This is a genomic window from Nitrosospira multiformis (genome assembly GCF_900111585.1).
GTDB classification, from domain to species: Bacteria; Pseudomonadota; Gammaproteobacteria; order Burkholderiales; family Nitrosomonadaceae; genus Nitrosospira; species Nitrosospira multiformis_B.
This window is the reverse complement of the sequence record NZ_FOHI01000001.1, coordinates 516,639-533,570: the sequence shown is the minus strand read 5'-3', so window position 1 is coordinate 533,570 and position 16,932 is coordinate 516,639. Positions and strand designations below refer to the sequence as shown.

General features: G+C 54.0%; 16 protein-coding genes and 1 riboswitch. Of the genes, 6 read left to right on the top strand and 10 right to left on the bottom strand.

Annotation, left to right across the window (positions count from 1 at the left end):
• Positions 1-11: 11 nt before the first annotated feature.
• The 8 genes from BMW46_RS02565 to cysS form a co-directional block, all read right to left on the bottom strand.
• Positions 12-1,154 (bottom strand): DNA recombination protein RmuC, encoded by a 1,143-nt coding sequence (locus tag BMW46_RS02565; protein WP_074704183.1) that lies wholly within the window; start codon positions 1,152-1,154, stop codon positions 12-14.
• Between the two features lie 136 nt (positions 1,155-1,290).
• Complete coding sequence (locus tag BMW46_RS02560; RefSeq protein ID WP_074704181.1) at positions 1,291-1,749, bottom strand: hypothetical protein; 459 nt, start codon at positions 1,747-1,749, stop codon at positions 1,291-1,293.
• Between the two features lie 42 nt (positions 1,750-1,791).
• Positions 1,792-2,367 carry a DUF488 domain-containing protein gene (locus BMW46_RS02555; protein WP_074704179.1) on the bottom strand — a complete coding sequence of 192 codons (576 nt, stop codon included), beginning with the start codon at positions 2,365-2,367 and terminating at the stop codon, positions 1,792-1,794.
• A 107-nt stretch (positions 2,368-2,474) separates the two neighbouring features.
• Positions 2,475-4,238: a tetratricopeptide repeat protein gene (locus tag BMW46_RS02550; protein WP_074704177.1), complete on the bottom strand. Its 1,764-nt coding sequence runs from the start codon at positions 4,236-4,238 to the stop codon at positions 2,475-2,477.
• A gap of 215 nt (positions 4,239-4,453) precedes the next feature.
• Positions 4,454-5,239: an EI24 domain-containing protein gene (locus BMW46_RS02545; RefSeq protein ID WP_081355635.1), complete on the bottom strand. Its 786-nt coding sequence runs from the start codon at positions 5,237-5,239 to the stop codon at positions 4,454-4,456.
• A gap of 248 nt (positions 5,240-5,487) precedes the next feature.
• Positions 5,488-6,027, bottom strand: coding sequence for a hypothetical protein (locus BMW46_RS02540; RefSeq protein WP_143049074.1), 540 nt, complete (start codon positions 6,025-6,027; stop codon positions 5,488-5,490).
• 63 nt (positions 6,028-6,090) lie between these two features.
• On the bottom strand, positions 6,091-6,483 hold the full coding sequence (locus tag BMW46_RS02535; protein ID WP_074704171.1) for a DUF5675 family protein: 393 nt from the start codon (positions 6,481-6,483) through the stop codon (positions 6,091-6,093).
• A gap of 107 nt (positions 6,484-6,590) precedes the next feature.
• The gene (cysS, locus tag BMW46_RS02530; protein WP_074704169.1) at positions 6,591-7,988 is read right to left on the bottom strand and encodes a cysteine--tRNA ligase; all 1,398 of its coding nucleotides are present in this window, start codon (positions 7,986-7,988) and stop codon (positions 6,591-6,593) included.
• Positions 7,989-8,076: 88 nt separating this feature from the next.
• On the opposite strand from cysS, the gene BMW46_RS02525 reads away from it, so the two are divergent.
• The 6 genes from BMW46_RS02525 to BMW46_RS02500 all read left to right on the top strand — a co-directional run bounded on the left by BMW46_RS02525 (position 8,077) and on the right by BMW46_RS02500 (position 13,312).
• Positions 8,077-9,234, top strand: a complete 1,158-nt coding sequence (locus tag BMW46_RS02525) for a nuclear transport factor 2 family protein (RefSeq protein ID WP_074704167.1) — start codon at positions 8,077-8,079, stop codon at positions 9,232-9,234.
• Positions 9,231-10,472, top strand: a complete 1,242-nt coding sequence (locus BMW46_RS02520; RefSeq protein WP_074704165.1) for a L,D-transpeptidase family protein — start codon at positions 9,231-9,233, stop codon at positions 10,470-10,472. Before BMW46_RS02525 ends, BMW46_RS02520 begins: the two co-directional genes overlap by 4 nt.
• Positions 10,473-10,599: 127 nt before the next feature.
• Complete coding sequence (locus tag BMW46_RS02515) at positions 10,600-11,223, top strand: peptidylprolyl isomerase (protein ID WP_074704163.1); 624 nt, start codon at positions 10,600-10,602, stop codon at positions 11,221-11,223.
• 1 nt (position 11,224) lies between these two features.
• Positions 11,225-11,719 carry a peptidylprolyl isomerase gene (locus BMW46_RS02510; RefSeq protein WP_074704161.1) on the top strand — a complete coding sequence of 165 codons (495 nt, stop codon included), beginning with the start codon at positions 11,225-11,227 and terminating at the stop codon, positions 11,717-11,719.
• Between the two features lie 20 nt (positions 11,720-11,739).
• On the top strand, positions 11,740-12,414 hold the full coding sequence (locus BMW46_RS02505; RefSeq protein ID WP_074704159.1) for a PEP-CTERM sorting domain-containing protein: 675 nt from the start codon (positions 11,740-11,742) through the stop codon (positions 12,412-12,414).
• Between the two features lie 73 nt (positions 12,415-12,487).
• A complete protein-coding gene (locus BMW46_RS02500; RefSeq protein ID WP_074704588.1) occupies positions 12,488-13,312 on the top strand; it encodes a M48 family metallopeptidase in 825 nt (274 codons plus the stop codon).
• Between the two features lie 143 nt (positions 13,313-13,455).
• Here the strand turns inward: BMW46_RS02500 and BMW46_RS02495 are convergent, their stop codons facing one another.
• Both BMW46_RS02495 and BMW46_RS15700 read right to left on the bottom strand, forming a co-directional pair.
• On the bottom strand, positions 13,456-15,351 hold the full coding sequence (locus BMW46_RS02495) for a S8 family serine peptidase (protein WP_074704158.1): 1,896 nt from the start codon (positions 15,349-15,351) through the stop codon (positions 13,456-13,458).
• Positions 15,352-15,491: 140 nt separating this feature from the next.
• Positions 15,492-15,579: riboswitch (cyclic di-GMP riboswitch) on the bottom strand.
• 342 nt (positions 15,580-15,921) lie between these two features.
• Complete coding sequence (locus BMW46_RS15700; protein WP_074704156.1) at positions 15,922-16,737, bottom strand: choice-of-anchor N protein; 816 nt, start codon at positions 16,735-16,737, stop codon at positions 15,922-15,924.
• Positions 16,738-16,932: the final 195 nt, after the last annotated feature.

The window sequence follows — 16,932 nt, the reverse complement described above, 5'->3', positions numbered from 1 at the left end:
CCCGGCGGGATTTATCTGGAGTTTTCTTCGTCCGCCGGTTCCATCACTGGCGTTTCCATTTCCAGTTGAGGCGGCTCGAGATCCACAGCCTCTATGCGGGCAAAGCGTTGGCTTATCTTCCGGCTTGAAACATGTACCTCTTCCACGTCCTGATTGGCTTGGCGGATATGATCTGCAAGTTTTTTCATGCGCTCGTCAAAGCGTGCAAAATCCTTGCCCAGCCTGGACAGTTCGTTCTTGATGATATGTACCTGCTCGCGGGTTTCGATATCCTTGAGCACGGCGCGCGCGGTATTCAATACCGCCATCAGGGTGGTAGGCGAAACTATCCACACCTGCTTCTGCATGGCGTAATCGACTACGTCCGAATGATAGGCATGGATTTCGGCGAAAACCGCCTCCGCCGGTACGAACATCACCGCCCCATCGCAGGTTTCGGGCGGCAGGATATATTTACCGGCAATGTCATCCACATGTTTTTTCACGTCCGCCTTGAACTGCTTCTGGGCCAGGGCACGGCTCGTATCATCCGTATGACGATCGAACATGCGATGAAAATTTTCCAGCGGAAATTTTGAATCGACCGCGACCATTCCCGTTGGAGGCGGCAGCTTCAGCACACAATCGGCGCGGCTGCTGTTGGAAAGCGTATGCTGCATTTCGTACGCAGATGGCGGCAGGATATTGCGAACCAGCGCTTCCAGTTGCACTTCGCCAAATGCGCCGCGCGAGCGTTTGTCGCCCAGGAGTTCCTGCAGGCTCACCATATTGGTGGTCAGGCTGTCGATCTTTTTCTGGGCCTCATCGATCGTCGCAAGCCGCGTCATGACGCTGGTGAAAGTCTCATTGGTTTTCCTGAACCCTTCGTCGAGACGTTCCGCCACCCGCCCACTGATCTGGTCCAGCCGCGCTTCCACCGTTCCCCGCAGTTGATCGGAATTCCTGCCCAGGACCTCGGAAAGCCGGTTGCCCTGGTTTGACAGCCCCTCATGCAAATCCTTGAGCATGTCGCGATGCTTGTCTTCCATCAGCCTTGCCTGCTGCCCCAGCAGTTCGCGCACCATGGTCGAAAGCATACCGAGCCTGATCACCAGGTAGGCCATGGTGACAAGCAGAATCGCGACAGCAGTAATGATCAGCAGGTAGTCTGGCATTATCTTATAAAGTATACCGGAGAATCATCTTTACCTGCCTCCTTTTACTGATTAGAAGAAAAACCGTCAGTTGCCTTAAAAAAGCGTTCCATCAGACAGCGGAGCGAGACCTGAAATCGGGAAAATACTCCAGAAGTTATCTTGCCCCGCCGGCTTGATACAATTCACTTTGCATCTGGAGCTTCCGCCATCTCTCCTGGCGCTGCCTGGAGCGCTCCTCGTAGCTGCTCAATCGCTGCTTGCTTTCATGGCTTTTCTCGGCCCGCTCCTTACGCGCCTTCCTGCCCGCTCGACGCCTGCTCTCCACAGATCTTTCCTCTCCCAAGGCATCTTTCGGTCTAACCTCCTCCGAAGCTTCTTCCCAGGGGCGCGATTCTCTTGGATTCGGCTGCAAGGGTTTCGTCTCCATCGGGTTGGCGGCCCACGGACGCACTTCCCAAGGTTTTGACTGACCGCCTTCCTTCCCGCGCTGTGTTGTCTGGGTTTTCTGAGTCCCTGGCTTTCCCCACGGATTATCGTCAGATGCCGCAGCGGGCTGTACGATCAACATCGCCACACCGAGCGGTGCCATCAACCGGGTAAAACGCACGTTCATATTCCATTACCTCCTTTCAAAAGGTAACAATCCAATCATCGTTTATATCAGCCGCCCCTGTTGCGCAGGATAAAAAATTTTCAAGCCATCCGTCTGCGCCCATGGAGTCAGTGAATGCGGTTTTCGTCCGTGGTTATCGATGATGTCTTCCACCCGCACGCCACGGACGACAAGCGCGTCCGCAATCAATGAACGATGGCATCGCCAAGGAACGGCCTCGGCGCACATCAATGCGCAGCGGTCATGCGCAGCAAGCTCGATAACCCGGTTCACATTTTCCACAAATTCCTGAGTTTGCATATAGTCCGCATAGCCACGGAAGGATGCATTGCGCCAGCCCTCATTGATCGAGTCCTTGCGCGCATGCCGAAGCCCGCCCAGGCCAGGTAAATGAGTGTACTTGATGCCCATTGCCCGCAGAGCGTCCGGCAGGGTTTCTTTATTGAATTGGGGATTATGCCGCGAACGCGGTACCGTTCGTACATCGAGCAGGTGCGTAACTTCGTTTTTTTTCAGCAGATTGATGAATTCTTCAAGGGGATGAGTCGAATGTCCAATGGTGCATATAAAGGGCTCCGTACCGGCGGCATCTTTCATGTTGTTCGAGGTGGCTTCCATAGGGCGCTAAAAATCCAGTCTAGAGTAGACCCCCACCGGGAAGGTACGACCTGGATTAAGTCCGGCTTGTTAGGGCCTGTTTTGGGTGAATCAGTCGATATTGCTTGCTATCGCGATTGCCCTGCCATCGTCATGGGCGAAAAAACACACCCGAAGCGGGAGGCGCCGAGTTTCACATCCGCCCGTGCCCACGCCTTATTGAAACGCTCTTCAACCAGCGCCGCCCGCTCGTTTTTGCCCTGGGCGCGCAGAGCCTGCAACAAGCCATAAAGTGCCCATCCATTATTGCGGTTGCGCCGCAGGTCTTCCCAGTAGACTGTCTCCGCTTCGGCGGGATGACCCGCTTCAAGCAATATGGCGCCGAGCGTCAACCGCGGAGGCGCCTGCCATTCGGGCGGTTCGGTGTAAGCCAGCGAATCCTCGAGACGAACTGCCTGCCCAAGATGTGCGATGGCGGAATTAAACTGTCCGCGCGCAGCAGCAATCTCACCGGCGAGGACCGCAGGACCGATGCGTAAAACCGAGCGCGCGGTGTTGACGGAAAGAAGCGGACCATCGAGCGAGTCATCCTTCATGATCTCCCGTAAAGCAGCCAGCTCTTGCTCAGCCTCGGACAACTGCCGCTTGGCGACAAAGGCGAGGCCCCGGGCATAGTGCCATCCACCTTTCAGAAACGCATTGCTTGAGGGAGGCTCCGGTTCCTGAAGCATTTCGTCCCATTTTCCAAACCTTGTAAGTGCCCAATAAGGTACCACGCGGAATACTCCAGTCATGGGCATTTCTTTCAAACCCGCGTCGTCGATGGTGCTTGCAACCTTTCTTGCCGAGTCGATCGCCAATTCGCTTTGGCCATCGGCGGTTGCAACGGCCCAGAGGAAGTGAATATTGTGAGGAAAATAGGCCATCGCATAAAAGCCATGTTCATGCTGCCGGACGAGGTACCTCACATCGGCGGCGATTGCACGCTGATTGGCAGTTATTGCATCTTCATAGCGGCCCACGCGCAGGTAGATGTGCGATGGCATATGTATCAGGTGCCCAGCATCGGGCATCAGTGTAAGCAGCGTATCTGCTGCCTGCTCAGCCCGCTCCGGCATGTTGGTCGGTTCCATGAGATGGATATACATGTGCGTCGCGCCCGGATGCCGGGGATTGCCTTGCAGCACGCCCTCGGTAACTGCGACGATTTCCCTTGTTCCTTCCATCGGATAGTCATCGCGCATCCAGTAACCCCACGGACTGGTATCCATTACGGATTCGACAAAAAGCATCGCGATATCCTGATCACCGGGAAAACGCCGATGTACCTCTCGCATAGCATTTGCATATGCCTTGTCGTTGGCCTTCCGATCTTCGGAATTGCCGGTGTACCGCTTTTCCAGAGCCCCGATCAGCGCGCGCTCCCTGTCAGACACGCCTGCCGCGAGAGAAGCGGCCTTTCTGACCAGTTCCAGCGCTGATACTTCGGTTTTTGCCTCCATGGGCGCGTTGATATTGGGGCCAAGCACGAGCGCCTGTCCCCAGTAAGCCATCGCGAGAGCGGGGTCCAGCCGCGCCGCCTCCCTGAATGCACGCCCCGCCTCCGCATGATTGAATGCATAGGAGAGATTCAAGCCCTGGTTCATATACTGCTGAGCCAACTGGTTGCTGGTGCTGACGGGAAACGTATGCGAGCCGAGATTCAGCAGCCGGGGAGCTCCATAATCGGCAGGCATTCGCTCACCGGGTCGTTCCTGATGACGATGAGGGACGCGGTCTTCGATAGAGCCCCTGACCTCGCTGCTTTGCCCATTCTGGGCAAAAGCGCCGGAGGTTGTCCCGATTAAGGACATTATTACCAGGGCAATGAAATGAAGAACATAGGCTTGCATTGATCTCTCCTTGTCAGCCGGTTATCGCAGGTCCGGCTGCGTCTGATCGAACCTCGGAAACCGTATATTGGTATTTTGTTTTGATATGCAGCAATAACGGGACAACAAACAACCCCAAACTCAAAAAGCGTTACAAACGAATATCCACGACATTCACCCTTAAATTTTGCTGCCAACCACGGGTCTTCCGCGGACATAAGAATTTGCAACATGACTCATAACGGCAACTCGTGGGGCAACTCGTGGCGCAGTTCCGCCAGGCGGGCCAAGCAAAAATGAATGAAGGCCAGCCCTGTCAGCACAGCGGCGAACAGGTTTAAAATCGGCACGAATTGCACCAGACCCGCGAGCAGCCCCAAGCCCCACAACAGAGACCGGTCCCTGGAAAATATAGCTCGCATTTCCTTCTGTGTGGCATGTTCCGCCAGTGCATCGTAGCGAAACAGGCGCTGATTCAGATAGGCGGCAGCAACAAACGGGATAACCACGCCTGCACCCGCCAGCCATAATGGAAGGGTAATCAGCCAGATGGCAATGAAAATGGCGAGAGCAACCAGCGCATTGAGCACACTGCCAGCGAGCGTCCCGCCTTTTTCGCGTTTGAGTAGCGGATAGTCGCGACGCGCAACCAGACCAATCAAGGCAGGCATCGCGAACAAGGCGGTAATCACGAGTGCGGTCACAAAAACCAGCGGCACAAACAGAATCAGATGTGCGACCCCCTGGATTCCATAGGCGATCCACCTCGGTTCAACGCCTTCAAGCCAGGTCTGGATACCGATCGCCGTCAACACCTCGGCTATCCAGCCGGAGAAAGTCCCCCAGAAGGCCACGCCCAGCACCACCCACAGCAGACTTGCTGCGAGAATAGGCCAGATGATGATCCACAGCACCTGAAACTGAAACAAATCGCGAAATGCCCGCGATAACGCCTGAAATATCGGCTCCACAATCCCCCCTTCCAAGTCCCGGAATTCGGCCATGCACGAGAGAGTTGGCATTATGCAAACTGCCGAATTGGCTGTGACACAACTTCTCCCGCACTTTTCAACTCAGGCCAAAAATCACAACGAGCTCATGGTGACCCCGAATGATTACATGCTTGCTCCATCCCGCCGAGCACGCACTCTACTTGATTTATAGTTGAAAAGTTCAGCTACGGCTGGAATGACGCCATGCAGCATGATAGACGGAACAATACAGCAGAAGCGGCGGAATGAAAGGGGATTAAAAGTTTTCTACTACTCAACTATTCAATTCCGCCCTCACATCGAGGATCCCAGTCATACGCAAACGCGTTGTACCACGTACTATGTTCCCAGACTTCACTACATATCTCGCCACAGATTTTTCGCTCGAATCCGCACATCCCTCCCAGCCGGAAATGCGCCGTATAAGCGCCTGCGGCATCGCCCCCCTTCAGCTCGATAACCACGCGGTCATTCTGCTCGGAGACATGCAGCGAACGGGTGTTGGTGAGATCCCTATAGAATTTCTCCGGGATGTGGAATCGCTGCCCATCAATGAAAACAAGAAAAGTTTCAGTCACGAACCGCGGCACACCGCTATCCATTCCCCACATGCCACCATCGGTTTCACGGCACTCACCGCTTTTACACTTGTGCTCACGGAAAATCACTCCTACCTTCTTGCCGGAGGGAAGCGCATGGTTTTTTTCGTGCTGAAAGGGCAGCGCTTCCTTTTGCGCGAGAACCGTGTCGGATGCAAAAAAGGATAGACCGATCAACGCAGCGGAGAAGAGGGTAAAGCGCAAGACACTTCTTTTCAAGGGGCTCACCATCGTCGGATTGATGCGGAGAGCATTACTGCCGCCTGCCACACTCCTCCCTACTCACTCGATTTCAATGAATATTTTCTGGGTCTCGGCTGTGGTTTTCATTTTCTCAAACAGCCGATCGAAGGCAACTCTGCTTTGTCCGATGAAATTGACGCTTTTGGTATCGCCCACCAATATGCACCCTTCTGTATTCGCCGAGATATTGCCGGGATGTATCCTGACGCCTTCAAAATTTGGCACGTTCAAAAGAAGCGGAAGGGGTTTCTGAAATCTTTGGGAAAAATTGATGACAATCTCGTATTGCCCCGCGGGAATCGCGGTCTTGCCCTTGATCTTCACAGGCCTCACCTTGTCTTCCAGCGTGTAGCACTCGAACTCCCCATCGACTGACAATTCACCTATCGTGCTGTCATCGGAAAATTCCAGTCTTTTTACACGCAGATCCATTTCGCTTCTCCTTCATATTTATACTTATATTGGAAAGGATAGCCGATGTGGAGGATTTGACCCGGCAAATAAGGCGAGCCATACCATCCCGTAAATCCATGGAGTACTCAGAGAGTGGATAGACCCGCTGCCCTCCGCCAGGTAGTGCCATGAGGTCCGTCTTCCAGAATGATGTTAGCCTCCATCAATTCCTTGCGAATGCGATCCGCCTCGCGGTAATCCTTGTTGGCGCGCGCCACCAGCCGCTGTTGAATCAACAGCTCCACCTTTTCGGGTGCAAATGCCGAATCTTCCGTAGAGCCCGCCTGCTGGAAATATTGCCGGGGATCCTGCTGGAGCAATCCCAGCACCCCGCCCAGCGCTTTCATCAAGGCGATATCCCTGGGTAGTCGGGTTTTATTGACTTCGGTAGCGAGGTCGAAAAGCACGGCAAGAGCATCCGGGGTATTGAAGTCATCGTTCATCGCTTCCCGGAAACGCGATGCATATGGGTTATCCCAGTCTATCTCGACTGCGTCGTGGACTCCGATTCCCTTGAGCGCGGTATACAGTCGATCGAGAGCGCGCCCGGCGTCTTCCAGTTGCATATCCGCATAGTTAAGCGGACTGCGGTAATGCGCGCGCAGGATAAAAAAACGTATCACCTCCGGCTGAAAGTGAGCAAGGATTTCGCGTACGGTAAAAAAGTTGCCGAGCGACTTGGACATCTTCTCGTCATTGACTCGCACGAAACCATTGTGCATCCAGTAGTTGACAAAAGGATGCCCGTGCGCGCCCTCGCTTTGTGCAATTTCATTTTCATGGTGGGGAAACTGTAAGTCCTGGCCGCCCCCATGGATGTCGAAGTGCTCCCCCAGATAATGCTCACCCATGGCCGAGCATTCGATATGCCAGCCGGGCCGCCCCGGTCCCCACGGTGCATCCCAGCGGGGCTCGCCGGGCTTTGCCGCTTTCCACAGCACGAAATCCAGCGGGTCGTTTTTATGCGGATCGACAATTACCCGCTCCCCTGCCCGCAGTTCATCAAGGGATTTCCCGGAAAGCTTTCCATAACCGGGAAACCGGTGAACCGCATAATATACATCGCCATTGGAGGCGGGATACGCCAGCTTTTTATCCACCAGAATCCGGATCATGGCAATCATGTCTTCCACATGACGAGTGGCACGCGGCTCCCATGAAGGCGGCTCCACCCCAAGCGCTGTGGCATCCTCCTCCATTGCCTGGATAAAACGCGCGGTCAGCGCTTCAATGGATTCGTTATTTTCCTGCGCCCGCCTGATAATTTTGTCATCAATATCGGTAATATTACGTATATACGTTACATCAAAACGGTTGGCGCGAAACCAGCGCTGCACCATATCGAATACCACCATCACGCGCGCATGGCCGAGATGGCAGTAATCGTAGACGGTCATCCCGCACACATATATTTTGACCTTGCCCGGCGTTAGCGGGATAAACTCCTGTTTTTCTCTGGTAAGAGAATTATGAATTTTAAGCATCTGGGGAAGATTTTGAATTGAACAGGCTTCTTGGTAGAATCTTGCGGACGCTGAGGGCACTACTTACAGGACGGAGAAGTATAGCACAATGAAAACGCTGGATTTTCGCCGGGCGAGTGCGCGCATTGCCTTGGTCGTGCTGTTCGCTGTTTGTCCGGTTGCGTTTGCTGATGAAAACGACGAGGTTGCCAAACTCTACCAGCAGGGCAATCTGGACAAGGCACTGGAACAGGCAGATGCGTACCTCGCCCTCAAGCCCAAGGATCCGCAGATGCGGTTTCACAAGGGGTTGATACTGACCGAGCAGCAGAAAATCCCTGATGCAATCAAGGTCTTTTCTTCACTGTCGGAAGATTACCCCAATCTGCCCGAGCCGTATAATAACCTGGCGGTACTCTATGCCAGCCAGGGCCTGTATGAAAAGGCGAGGGGGGCGCTGGAGGCAGCCATACGCACTCACCCCAGCTACTCGATTGCGCACGAGAACCTGGGCGATATCTATGCAAAACTGGCCAGCGAGGCTTACGGCAAGGCCTTGCAACTGGACCAGAGCAACGCGGCGGCTCAGACCAAGCTTGCGATGATCAAGGATTTATTCATCGGCAAATCTGGCGCGATAAGAACTGCATCCGCGGCCACCACTGCGCCGGCCCCCCCTGCTTCAGCCGCGACCCGCTCCGCTGCCGCCACTATGCCATCTCCCCCCCGATCCGTTGCTCCCATGGCGTCATCTGCTGCCCCTTCTGCTGCTCCCGCAACCCCGCTTGCTTCCGTCCACGCCGCACCCGGCAAAGCACCGCAAAAATTAGCAGAAAAAAAAACTGAAAAGGTGGAAAAATCAGCACCGGGAAAGATAGCGGCGGTTGAAACACATTCACCGGAAAAGAAAACCGCTGTTCCGGATGAATCCGACGAAATCATCAAAACTGTCAATGCATGGGCCAAGGCATGGTCCGACAAGAACATGGCGGCATACTTCGCATTCTACGCGAGTGACTTTCAAACCCCTCGTGGCGTCAAGCGTACAGCGTGGGAAAGAACACGGCGTGACCGCATCATCAAGCCAAAATCCATCCAAGTGGAAATCACTCACCCCAAGGTAACTTTAATCAATCCAGCACGCGCGAGGATAAGCTTCAGGCAACTCTATCACTCCGACGCATTCAAACACGATTCGTCCAAAACACTTGAGATGGTTAAAACGGATGGGAAGTGGCAGATCCGGCAGGAGCGCTCCGGGAAATGAATGTGCAAACCCCATCTGCCCGATGCACCCAGCGGTTGATAATCACGCTTGCCGGGATAACCGGAGCAGTGCTTTCGCTCTGGATTACCGCCGCGCTGGCCGAGGAAGCCTTGGTCCTATCCACTGCCTCCACGACCGGACCAGAATCGATGCTCGTCAAGAGTCTCCAGGAAATCTCCGAAAGCCGCATGGATTCCGCATTAAACGGGATCGAGCAACTACTCAAGACTAATCCGAATTTCCGGCTTGCTCATCTGATCAAGGGTGACCTGCTGCTGGCACGCGCCCGTCCCATCCACACCATTGGCGAAACTGGCACGGCAATACAGCAGCCTATCGACGATTTACGCGAGGAAGCAAGAGCACGGCTTCAGCGCCACCTGGCACCGATACCGCTCGACATGACCCCCAAGTATCTGCTGCAAATGCCGCCTGAGCAGAAATACGCAATCATTGCCGACACAGGCAGATCGCGGTTATATCTCTATAAGAATGTCGATGGGAGCCCGCGTTATCTGGCGGACTATTACATCAGTACAGGCAAGAACGGTTCTCAAAAGCTGAAGGAGGGGGATAAAAAAACACCAATAGGCGTCTACTTCGTCACTGACAACCTGCCGCGTCAAAGACTGTCGGATTTTTATGGGGGCATGGCGTTCCCCATCAACTACCCGAACGAATGGGATAAAAGGCACGGGCGCAGCGGTTATGGCATCTGGCTGCACGGCACACCTCCGGATACCTACAGTCGTCCGCCCCGAGCGAGCGATGGCTGCGTAGTACTTGCAAATGACGACCTGAATGCATTGGCGTCAACACTTCAGGTCGGCATTACATCCGTCATCATCAGCGATCAGATGGAATGGGTCAAACCCCACGATGCCGCCGCGCTGCGTAGAAAACTGGCCCAGCACCTGGAGAGATGGCGGCGAAGCTGGGAAAGCGGAAATATGGATGATTATGTCGCCATTTACGGAAACGATTTTTCCAATGGGGAGCAGAAGCTGACGGAATGGATGCGAGACAAACGGCAGGGGGATGCGGAAAAAAACCCGCCCAAAGTCGGTATCAGCAATGTGGGCATTTTTCTTTATCCTGGAAGGGACGATCTGGCGGTAATCAACTTCGATGAAGAATATTCCAGCAATGATCTTTCCAATAAAATGAAAAAACGCCAGTACTGGATGAAAGAAGATAAAAGCGGATCCTGGAAGATCATTTACGAAAGTGCGGCATAATCAGGAAATCATCGCTGCCTGTCCTTTCTTCACCACATGCCGTTCGAGGATAGTCGGGCAGGAACCGGCAGGTACATGAACGGATAATTCTTCCACCCTTATCACTCTTATTATTACGGCCAAGCTAATGCATATTTTCAAAGTTTTCTCAGCCTTTGCGCTCTCTTTCAGCCTCACCGCTCTTGCCGCGAATTCCCCCACAAGCCACCCGCAAGTTGAAATAAAAACCAGTCTTGGTAAAGTGGTACTGGAGCTCTATCCCGACAAGGCGCCAAAAACCGTCGACAATTTTTTGCACTATGTGAAGGATGGGCACTACACCGGCACCATATTCCACCGTGTTATCCCGGGATTCATGATCCAAGGTGGCGGATTCGACAAGACTTTCAAGCAGAAATCCACCAGGCCACCTGTTGAGAATGAGGCGGGAAACGGCCTCAAGAATGAGATTGGAACAGTTGCAATGGCGCGTACCACGGACCCTCACTCCGCCACCGCACAGTTTTTTATCAATGTAGCCAATAACACATTTCTCAATCACACCTCGCCTACTCCGCGCGGTTATGGCTATACCGTATTCGGCAAGGTCATCGAGGGAATGGACGTGGTCAACAGGATCGCCGCTGTTCCCACCGGTTCCGGCGGACCATTTCCAACCGATGTACCGAAGGAAACCATAGTAATCGAGGAAGTGAGACTTATTGCAAACCCGTCTCTCGCCTCTCCCACCCACCCACAAAACAGGGATTGATATGATCAGACTGCACACGAACTACGGCGACATCATGCTCGAACTCGATCACGAAAAAGCACCGGTAACTGTCCAGAATTTTATAGACTATGTAAATAGCGGACATTATGACAACACGATATTTCACCGCGTGATTGACGGGTTCATGATTCAGGGAGGCGGTTTCGAACCGGGCATGATCCAGAAAAAAACTCGCGCCCCGATTGCAAATGAAGCAGGCAACGGCCTCAAGAACGATAAATATACGATTGCCATGGCGCGCACCTCTGATCCTCATTCAGCAACCGGTCAATTTTTCATCAATGTCAAGGATAACGATTTTCTGAATTACACGTCCCCCACAGCGCAAGGCTATGGCTACTGTGTGTTCGGCAAGGTGGTAGAAGGCATGGATGTAGTGGACAAGATCGAAAAAGTTAAAACGGGTACACGCAGCGGCCATCAGGATGTACCTGTAGAAAATGCGATACTGGAAAAGGCAGAGGTAATTCAGTAACGTTTGTTAACATCGTGAACATGTCCGCACCTAAAGCTTTTTTCTCGCTTGGATTTGCGATCGCGCTGTGGCTGCCGGCCCCGGCTTTGCACGCCCTCCCTTTTGCAGATACGGTAGTCAGCTTTACCCCCGGAGACAGTAGTTTCCCTGGCAGCATCTACGGGGTGGAGGACGATAGCGGTGGCATTTATACAGGCCTGTCGGGCGAAGGCGTTTTTGATGCCCGTGCAGTAACGGCCTTGGATGGAGCGGTGCTCGGACTGGGTGGCTCAGTCGGAACACTCGGATCCATAACTTTGCACTTCAGCGGCGGTGAGGTGATGGATGGGCCCGGCGCGGATCTGCGGTTGTACGACACGTTCAGCTTCCAGGACGGGTTCAACCTGGAAATAAGCGCGGATGGGACACACTTCATGAACGCCTTTTTCTCCGCCGGGGACTTGTCATATTTTGAATGTTCTCTTCAGCAGCCTTGCACTGACGATATAGACATTGCAAACCTCCAGCTGGATGCGTTCAGCTACCTCCGAATCACCGCCGCGGGTAACATCGTTCAAGGCTTTCCAGAAGCCTATACACTGGATGCCGTGGAGGCGCTCCACTATCGTTCCAGCACGGTTCCCGAGCCCGGAACACTTGCATTGCTCGGGCTTGCTGCCGTCGGTCTGGCTTTTGTTCGCCGGCGTAATGATTGAATTGCGCTCGAACCACCCCGGGAACCATCGCGGCGGATTGTCTTATCTTGCTTATCTTTTATCGGGAGAAATCATGTCCACCTTGTCCACCTTCAGGCTCCTCATCGCGCTATCGATCAGTGCCTGGTTGGCAATGCTTTCCGGTTGCGCCACCACCACGACAGGTGGTGCGGTTGGCGCAAACCGTTCCCAGCTTTTGCTCATATCCTCGGAACAGCTGGAGCAAACGGCGGCACAAGGCTATAGTCAGCTGAAAACAGAAGCGACCCAAAAAGGCGCCCTGAACACGAATGAAAAACTGCTGCAACGAGTGCGCGCTATCGCTCGCCGCATCGAGCCGCAAACAGGCATATTTCGAAAGGACGCACCCGGGTGGAACTGGGAAGTCAATGTAATTGACAGCGATGAGCTTAATGCTTTTTGCATGCCTGGCGGAAAAATCATGTTTTATTCCGGGCTGATCAATCAGCTCAAATTGACAGATGAAGAAATTGCTGTGGTGATGGGGCATGAAATTGCCCACGCCCTGCGCGAGCACTCGCGCGAGCAGGTGTCGCAGGCTATTGCGGCCCAAACGGCCCTGGGAGTGGGAACCGCAGTGTTTGGTCTCAGCCAGACTACCGCCCAGATCGCCGGTATCGGATATCAGGCGTTCATCGCCACCCACTTCAGTCGCACGGATGAGGCCGAGGCGGATCGCATCGGGCTCGAATTGTCGGCTCGTGCCGGTTACAATCCCCGCGCCGGGGTCACACTGTGGCAAAAAATGATCAATGCCAATGCGGGAGGACAACTGCCCGAGTTTCTGAGCAGTCACCCTGCTGATTCCACCCGCGTGCAGCAAATCGAGTCGCTGCTGCCAGTCGTCATGCCGCTTTATGAAGCAGCCCGCCGATGACGGCTAAAGTTAGGTTAGCCATCCTCAAAGTAAGCTACTTGCGTCAGCAAGCCAACAGCATCACTCGGTGAAATAAAATAAAGCCGGGCCTCCTTCCCTTTGGCCCGGCTTTGCCAACCCAGAAGAACGACTTACCGCTCCCGCTACTTGACTACCGTCACGGTGATGGATGAGGATGCGCTATTTCCCGCCGCGTCCTTGGCGACTACCTGGACAGTATGTGCGCCCGCTGCAACGCTGCGTATATTCCAGTTGTAACCCAGCGTACTTCCCTTTCCGGTAGCCTTGAGCACGCCGTCGATGTAGAGCGTATAGTTGATTCCGGAAGCGCCGCTATCATCACTTGCATTCACGCTGATTGGCACGTTGTTGCCCGAAACATTGCCTCCCACGGGATTGATTATCTTCACCTGCGGTGCAGTGGTATCCCTGATTACCGTGGTCGTTCCGTTTGCCACATTCACCGAGACGGCGGTCGAAGCCTTGGAGTTGCCGGCTGCATCGAACGCATAAGCAACCAGGCTCGCCATACCGTTGGCTACGCCTGCCGAATCCCATGTGAAGGCGAACGGCGCCGTGGTGTCGACCGCAATCGTGGTGCTGTTAACTCTCAGTTCCACCCGCGTCACCCCGACATTGTCGGTAGCTGTCACATTCACGCCAACCAAGCTGGTCACGCTTGATCCGCCAGCAGGGGAAGTGATGGAAACCACCGGCGCTTGCGTATCTCCGGCGACCACCGCTGAGGCCGCCGCCTGCACCGCGCGTGCAGCATCAACCCGTCCATAGCCATAGTAAGGATCGCGCCCAGTTGTACCCAGATCCACGGCAGTTGAAAACAGCAGACTTTCGATCTGGGTGTTGGGTAATGCCGGCTTTGCCGCCATCATGAGCGCCACCACGCCAGCCGTTACCGGGCTTGAGAACGACGTGCCGGAAACCGCGCCATAGCTGCCCCCCATAGTCGTCGTCCATATCCCAGCTCCCGGTGCGGCAAGAGAGATGTAGTTTCCGTAGCTCGACCAACTGGCTCTGAAGTCGTTCGAATCTGTAGCGGCTACAGCTACCATCGATGTCGTTACTGCATAATTCTGGAGCACCCCCGTATTTCCGCCACTCACGATAACCAGACCACCTTTATCCTTCATGTATTGCGCCGCGCTGCGGGTGCTCGAACTGTCGGTCAGTCCGAGGAAGCTGGCATTGGCGACGCGCACCCCGCGGTCTGCCGCATAGATAAGCCCTTGAGAAATCGCACTCCAGGTAGCATACCCATTGCTCGCGCTCACCCGGACAGGCATTATTTTAGCCAGCGCCGCCACACCGGCAACGCCCTGGGCATTGTTTGCCATGGCTGCCGCTGATCCTGCAACCTTGGTTCCATGTCCATAAACGTCCGATGTGTTGGAGTTGTTCTCGTAGAAATTCCAGCCTGGAACAAGCTGGGGTGAGAGATCAGGGTGATTTGGGTCAACCCCGGAATCCAGGATAGCGATGATCACACCGCTGCCCAGGGAACTGTCCCAGGCGGACGGAGCGCCAATCTTGGGCAGATGCCAGGCGCTGCCATAGTAGGGATCGTTGGGAACGAGCGCAGGTTCGACTTCCTGGTCGATCTCGGCAAACTTGAATGCCGGATGATGCGCCAGCCTTGCCGCCACCGCTTTCTCGGAAGCATTACCCGGCAAGTCCACGATGTACAGATCGCTCTGCCCGATCTTCCTGCCCTTGCCGCCATGTTCACCCAGAATCTTTGCCAGTTCCTTTTCCGGCAATCCGGCCCGTGGCATGACCAGGATGCGACCCTTCGCCCAGCCAAGCGGCTTGTTCACTCCAGGTCCCCTGCCCTCCGGAGGCTCCGCACTGGAAATGACCGGAGCCAATCCCAGGAAAACTCCCAGTACACTCCCAAAAACGGAGTACCAGGATTTGCGGATAGATTGCGAGTTGCGAGTGCTTGATTGAATAATGCCCGAAGCTAACTGCTCCGAAGCTGGTTCTCTTGAGCCAGTTGCAAGCGCCTTATAATTGATGTTCACGTAGTTCCTCCTCTTGGGGGAGGCGGAACCGCCTAGATAGGCCGGGTGTCGAAAAACGCACTGAGCCGGAGCATTAAGATCCACCCAACACGCTCTAATAGCTTCTCGTCATTCAACGAATCGACAAGAAAATGGCATTATCTGGCAGTCCTGCCGTCCTGGGGCCTTTTGCCCGGTAGACCGATGACTTTGCGTCCCCCGCTTTCGCGAGGTTTGCCTTTTACAGATTAAAAATTGCAGTGTTATGGTATCTGAACCACCCATAGGGTCTATGGGTGAAGCAACTGCACAAAAATGATTCTGTTCGCTGCTTTATTGGGGGGTGAAAAATGCTGCTGATCTAAACACAAGGAAATTTCGACATTTGCAATTCTTGCAAAAGCAAACTTCTTGCTTATTTCGCAACCAGCGCGATTTTTGACGCAACGACGGGAGGAGTGATTTGAAGATTTTTGGGAGAAAAGATAATGTTAATCCCACTCATCTCCATGCTTTCACTTATTCTATTCATCTCCAAAGCGGCAAACCCGCCGAAGCGGGTTTGCCATTGGAGAAAAACACTGCTGATGCTTACTTTTTCTTTTGGTATCTGCGCGAGGCGCCGAAACCCAGCAGACCCAGGCCCAGAAGGGCGAGTGTCCCCGGTTCGGGAATTTCCTGGGAAGGGGGACCGTCTTTCCAGGTTACGTCATGGGAACCGGGGTTGCCATCCGCTGAAGTCTTTACCCGGGTTTGCCCCTGCGAGTCTGTTTCGAGGGCCATGACATCGAAATGAATCCACGCAAGAGTGCCAAAACCGCTCAGAATCAATTCCTTGATCTCTCCTGACGCCGAGCCGGATTCGGTTACAAAATCTGAAACATTCCCCGTATTTCCGAAGCTGCCAATGTCAAAGAAAAGAAAGTCAGAGATCGTGGATGGAGAGCTCCCCAGCGGCGCATGATTATTTACGAAGTAGGAATTGTCCGCATCCGAGTAAAAGGCGAACTGGTTATTGATTTGAAGCGAACTCAGCGCGGATGCAAGCGAACCATCGGGAACAGAGACCACGAGAATGGCGCCATGCCCATCGAATGCCGTGGGACGAACAGGATCGTCCGTCAACTGCGACCAGTCGGGACCAGTCGGATATGTTCCATTGCCGAGGAATTGTCCTCCCAGAAACAGCGTGTTCGGCCCATACACGCCTCCCACATACAATTTGTCGCCCGAGGTTATTGCGGTATCCTTTTCAGTGGGATTTTTCGTGTCGCCTTGATAGTCGGCATAAGTTCCCTCCCCTGAGCCGGCAGGGGCCGGTGCGCCGATCTGCAGAACAGGCACGGCCCAGGCGGAACTGGCGGCAAACAACGCTGCGATTCCGGTGTATAACACTTTGTGTTTCATTGGTTCTTCCTTTTGTTTGAGTTATGTTTTCTTATCTTCTACTTCTCTGCCACCGCACCGGAATAAAGCAACTTTCATGCCATAACTCACTATCTTAGCAAGGTCTTGATTTGGCACATGCTCAAGCAGAACAGCTAATATAGATGTAAAAAAAATCGACAAGAGTGGGTGGTAATAACACCAAAATCCCACCGC

What these genes read in the sequence shown, in the direction of transcription:
- BMW46_RS02565 (WP_074704183.1), bottom strand. Translation starts at nt 1,154, where the DNA reads ATGCCAGACTACCTGCTGATCATTACTGCTGTCGCGATTCTGCTTGTC.
- BMW46_RS02560 (WP_074704181.1), bottom strand. Translation starts at nt 1,749, where the DNA reads ATGAACGTGCGTTTTACCCGGTTGATGGCACCGCTCGGTGTGGCGATG.
- BMW46_RS02555 (WP_074704179.1), bottom strand. Translation starts at nt 2,367, where the DNA reads ATGGAAGCCACCTCGAACAACATGAAAGATGCCGCCGGTACGGAGCCC.
- BMW46_RS02550 (WP_074704177.1), bottom strand. Translation starts at nt 4,238, where the DNA reads ATGCAAGCCTATGTTCTTCATTTCATTGCCCTGGTAATAATGTCCTTA.
- BMW46_RS02545 (WP_081355635.1), bottom strand. Translation starts at nt 5,239, where the DNA reads ATGCCAACTCTCTCGTGCATGGCCGAATTCCGGGACTTGGAAGGGGGG.
- BMW46_RS02535 (WP_074704171.1), bottom strand. Translation starts at nt 6,483, where the DNA reads ATGGATCTGCGTGTAAAAAGACTGGAATTTTCCGATGACAGCACGATA.
- cysS (WP_074704169.1), bottom strand. Translation starts at nt 7,988, where the DNA reads ATGCTTAAAATTCATAATTCTCTTACCAGAGAAAAACAGGAGTTTATC.
- BMW46_RS02525 (WP_074704167.1), top strand. Translation starts at nt 8,077, where the DNA reads ATGAAAACGCTGGATTTTCGCCGGGCGAGTGCGCGCATTGCCTTGGTC.
- BMW46_RS02520 (WP_074704165.1), top strand. Translation starts at nt 9,231, where the DNA reads ATGAATGTGCAAACCCCATCTGCCCGATGCACCCAGCGGTTGATAATC.
- BMW46_RS02515 (WP_074704163.1), top strand. Translation starts at nt 10,600, where the DNA reads ATGCATATTTTCAAAGTTTTCTCAGCCTTTGCGCTCTCTTTCAGCCTC.
- BMW46_RS02510 (WP_074704161.1), top strand. Translation starts at nt 11,225, where the DNA reads ATGATCAGACTGCACACGAACTACGGCGACATCATGCTCGAACTCGAT.
- BMW46_RS02505 (WP_074704159.1), top strand. Translation starts at nt 11,740, where the DNA reads ATGTCCGCACCTAAAGCTTTTTTCTCGCTTGGATTTGCGATCGCGCTG.
- BMW46_RS02500 (WP_074704588.1), top strand. Translation starts at nt 12,488, where the DNA reads ATGTCCACCTTGTCCACCTTCAGGCTCCTCATCGCGCTATCGATCAGT.
- BMW46_RS15700 (WP_074704156.1), bottom strand. Translation starts at nt 16,737, where the DNA reads ATGAAACACAAAGTGTTATACACCGGAATCGCAGCGTTGTTTGCCGCC.